Annotated in this window: 3 protein-coding genes and 1 tRNA gene; 2 read left to right on the top strand and 2 right to left on the bottom strand. The window is 64.0% G+C overall.

All coding sequences use genetic code 11. The features are described 5' to 3' along the window. Positions 1–75 precede the first annotated feature (75 nt). Positions 76–492 (top strand): cupin domain-containing protein, encoded by a 417-nt coding sequence (locus N5D48_RS25815; RefSeq protein ID WP_279888947.1) that lies wholly within the window; start codon positions 76–78, stop codon positions 490–492. 54 nt (positions 493–546) lie between these two features. Here N5D48_RS25815 and N5D48_RS25810 read toward each other — a convergent pair. Together N5D48_RS25810 and N5D48_RS25805 are read right to left on the bottom strand one after the other, a co-directional pair. Beyond that, positions 547–622: transfer RNA gene (locus N5D48_RS25810), tRNA-Asn, on the bottom strand. A gap of 62 nt (positions 623–684) precedes the next feature. Further along, positions 685–1,881, bottom strand: coding sequence for an aspartate/tyrosine/aromatic aminotransferase (locus N5D48_RS25805; RefSeq protein ID WP_279888946.1), 1,197 nt, complete (start codon positions 1,879–1,881; stop codon positions 685–687). Between the two features lie 289 nt (positions 1,882–2,170). Here N5D48_RS25805 and uvrB point away from each other — a divergent pair. Then, the coding region (gene uvrB, locus N5D48_RS25800; RefSeq protein WP_279888944.1) for an excinuclease ABC subunit UvrB at positions 2,171–4,183 on the top strand (2,013 nt) is incomplete at its 3' end.

The following is a 4,183-nucleotide window of genomic DNA, read 5'->3' as shown; positions in this document are numbered from 1 at the left end:
TTCCGCAAATTGGCCGTTTTCCCTCCACAATCCTGAGCTTAACCTGCAGGTAGATTACCCCTCAGGAGAAGCCCCATGCGATCCATCCGTCTGCCCATTGCCCTGTTGACGTTAGGCCTGCTCGCCCCGTTGTCGCCCTCCTGGGCCCACGGCGAGAAGCCCGACCAGGTCAAGGTCCTCCAGGAACAACTCCCCAGCAACGCCCCCGGCAAGAAAGCCGTGATGCTCACGGTCAGCTACGGCCCCGGTCAGGCGTCACCCGCCCATCAGCACCCCGGTGCGGTCATGGCCTATGTGCTGGAAGGCGCGGTGACCTCCAAGCTCAACGACGAGCCGGAAAAGACCTACAAGGCCGGCGAGTTCTGGTACGAAGCACCGGGCACCGTGCACAGCGTGTCGCGCAATGCCAGCAAGAGCGCGCCTGCCAAACTACTGGTCTGGAGCCTGGTGGACGAGGGCAAGCCAGTGACCGAGCCCTTGTCCAAACCCTGAATCGCAGGCAAGAAAAAACCTCCAGTGCTTGCGCATCTGGAGGTTTTCAGTGTCTGGCTCCGCGACCTGGACTCGAACCAGGGACCCAATGATTAACAGTCATTTGCTCTACCGACTGAGCTATCGCGGAATCTGCGCGTATCTTAGCGCCTGCTTGGGGGAAGTCAAGCTTCCCCCAAGACAATCAAACAGTTACAGCACCTCGACGATGGCCTTGGTCACCACGTGGATGTTGCTCTGGTTGAGCGCGGCGACCGCGATGCGACCGGTGTCCAGGGCATAGATGCCGAACTCGTTCTTCAGGCGCGCCACTTGCTCCACGGTCAGGCCCGAGTAGGAGAACATGCCGCACTGGCGACCGACGAAGCTGAAGTCGCGCTTGGCGCCGTATTCGGCCAGCAGCTCGACCATCTGCTTGCGCATGCCGTGGATGCGCTCGCGCATCTCGGCCAGCTCGGTTTCCCACATCTGGCGCAGCTCGGGGCTGTTGAGCACGGCGGCGACGATGCTGGCGCCATGGGTCGGCGGGTTGGAGTAGGTAGTGCGGATCACGCGCTTGACCTGCGACAGCACGCGGGTGCTCTCGTCCTTCGAGCCGGTGACGATCGACAGCGCGCCCACGCGCTCGCCGTAGAGCGAGAACGACTTGGAGAACGAGCTGGAGACGAAGAACTCCAGGCCCGATTCGGCGAACAGGCGCACGGCGAAGGCGTCTTCGTCGATGCCGGCACCGAAGCCCTGGTAGGCCATGTCGAGGAACGGGATGTGGCCCTTGGCCTTGACCACTTCCAGGACGTTCTTCCAGTCGTCCAGCGACAGGTCGACGCCGGTCGGGTTGTGGCAGCAGGCGTGCAAGACGATGACCGAGCCGGCCGGCAGGGTGTTCAGGTCCTCGAGCATGCCAGCACGGTTGACGTCGTGGCTGGCGGCGTCGTAGTAACGGTAGGTCTGTACCGGGAAGCCAGCGCTCTCGAACAGGGCGCGGTGGTTTTCCCAGCTCGGGTCGCTGATGGCCACCACGGCGCCCGGCTGCAGGCGCTTGAGGAAATCGGCGCCGATCTTCAGCGCGCCGGTACCGCCAACGGCCTGCACGGTGACCACGCGACCGGCGCTCAGCAGCGGCGACTCGGCACCGAAGATCAGCTTCTGTACGGCCTGGTCATACTGGGCGATACCGTCGATCGGCAGGTAGCCGCGGGAAGCGTGCTGGGCGGCACGGGCGGTCTCGGCCTCGATCACCGCGCGCAGCAGCGGGATGCGGCCTTCCTCATTGCAGTACACGCCCACGCCCAGGTTCACCTTGTCGGTGCGTGGGTCGGCGTTGAATGCTTCGTTGAGGCCCAGGATAGGGTCGCGGGGTGCCAGCTCGACAGCGGAAAACAGGCTCATTGTTACCTTGGCTCTGATAGGAGAGTGATAGGGGTCGCCACGCTCCAGCCGAAGGCACTGAAGCGGTGCGCAAACGGGGAGTCAGTATAGTGATACCCATCGGTCACGGCGACAGTCCGGCGCAGCTTTTGCGGTTGTTTGCGCAAATATTTTTCGACCATTGGTCGAATTGCCGGGTCCATTGCCATGCGGGCGCGAGGGCCGCACTTGAATCCGGCGCCGGGCAGGCGCATTTGGGTATAGACTACTGGCTAAATTTACAGTTGCCGCGACATCCACGAGGTCTGACATGTCCGAGTTCCAGCTCGTCACCCGATTCCAGCCGGCCGGCGATCAGCCCGAGGCCATCCGCCAGATGGTCGAAGGTATCGATGCCGGCCTTTCGCACCAGACCCTGCTCGGAGTGACCGGCTCGGGCAAGACCTTCAGCATCGCCAACGTCATCCAGCAGGTACAGCGTCCGACCATGGTGCTGGCGCCGAACAAGACCCTGGCGGCCCAGCTGTACGGCGAGTTCAAGGCGTTCTTCCCGAACAATGCGGTGGAGTACTTCGTTTCCTACTACGACTACTACCAGCCCGAGGCCTACGTGCCGTCGTCGGACACCTTCATCGAGAAGGACGCCTCGATCAACGACCATATCGAGCAGATGCGCCTGTCGGCGACCAAGGCGCTGCTCGAGCGGCGCGACGCGATCATCGTCACCACGGTGTCATGCATCTACGGCCTGGGCAGCCCCGAGACTTACCTGAAGATGGTCCTGCACGTCGATCGTGGCGACAAGCTCGACCAGCGCGCGCTGCTGCGCCGCCTGGCTGACCTGCAGTACACCCGCAACGAGATGGATTTCGCCCGCGCCACCTTCCGTGTGCGCGGCGATGTGATCGATATCTTTCCGGCCGAATCGGACCTCGAGGCGATCCGCATCGAGCTGTTCGATGACGAAGTGGAGAACATCGCCGCCTTCGATCCGCTGACCGGCGAAGTGATCCGCAAGCTGCCGCGTTTCACGTTCTACCCCAAGAGCCACTACGTGACACCCAGGGAAACCCTGGTCGAGGCCGTGGACGGGATCAAGGAGGAGCTCAAGGAGCGCCTGGAGTACCTGCACAAGCACAACAAGCTGGTCGAGGCCCAGCGCCTGGAGCAGCGCACCCGTTTCGACCTGGAGATGATCCTCGAGCTGGGCTACTGCAACGGCATCGAGAACTACTCGCGCTACCTCTCCGGGCGCCCGGCCGGCGCGCCGCCGCCGACGCTCTACGACTACCTGCCGGATGACGCGCTGCTGGTGATCGACGAGTCCCACGTCAGCGTTCCCCAGGTCGGCGCCATGTACAAGGGCGACCGTTCACGCAAGGAAACGCTGGTGGAATACGGCTTCCGCCTGCCGTCGGCACTGGACAACCGTCCGATGCGCTTCGATGAGTGGGAGGCGGTAAGCCCGCAGACCATCTTCGTCTCCGCCACCCCCGGGCCCTACGAGGCCGAGCACGCCGGGCGGGTGGTGGAGCAGGTGGTGCGACCGACCGGCCTGGTCGATCCGCAGGTCGAGGTACGTCCGGCGCTGACCCAGGTGGATGACCTGCTCTCGGAGATTGGCAAGCGCGTGGCCCTGGGCGAACGGGTGCTGGCCACCACGCTGACCAAGCGCATGGCCGAAGACCTCACCGACTACCTGGCCGACCACGATGTGCGGGTGCGCTACCTGCACTCGGACATCGACACCGTCGAGCGGGTCGAGATCATTCGCGACCTGCGCCTGGGCACCTTTGATGTACTGGTGGGGATCAACCTGCTGCGCGAGGGCCTGGATATGCCCGAGGTGTCGCTGGTGGCGATTCTCGACGCCGACAAGGAAGGCTTCCTGCGTTCCGAGCGCTCGCTGATCCAGACCATCGGTCGCGCCGCGCGCAACCTGAACGGCAAGGCGATCCTCTACGCCGACAACATCACCGGTTCGATGCAGCGGGCCATCGACGAGACCGAGCGGCGCCGGGCCAAGCAGGTGGCGTTCAACGAAGCCCATGGCATCGTGCCCAAGGGCGTGGTCAAGGACATCACCGACATCCTGGAAGGCGCCACCGTGCCGGGAGCGCGGAGCAAGAAGCGCAAGGGCATGGCCAAGGCGGCGGAGGAGGCCGGGCGCTACGAGGTCGAGTTGCAGACCCCGGCCGAGATCACCAAGCGTATCAAGCAGCTCGAGGAGAAGATGTTCCAGTTCGCCCGCGACCTGGAATTCGAGGCCGCCGCGCAGTTGCGCGACGAGATCGGCAAGCTACGCGAGCGCCTGCTGACCAGC

Source organism: Pseudomonas sp. GD03858 (assembly GCF_029840925.1).
Taxonomy (GTDB): domain Bacteria; phylum Pseudomonadota; class Gammaproteobacteria; order Pseudomonadales; family Pseudomonadaceae; genus Aquipseudomonas.
The sequence above is the reverse complement of the archived record's forward strand: the minus strand, read 5'-3'. Positions and strand labels throughout refer to the sequence as shown.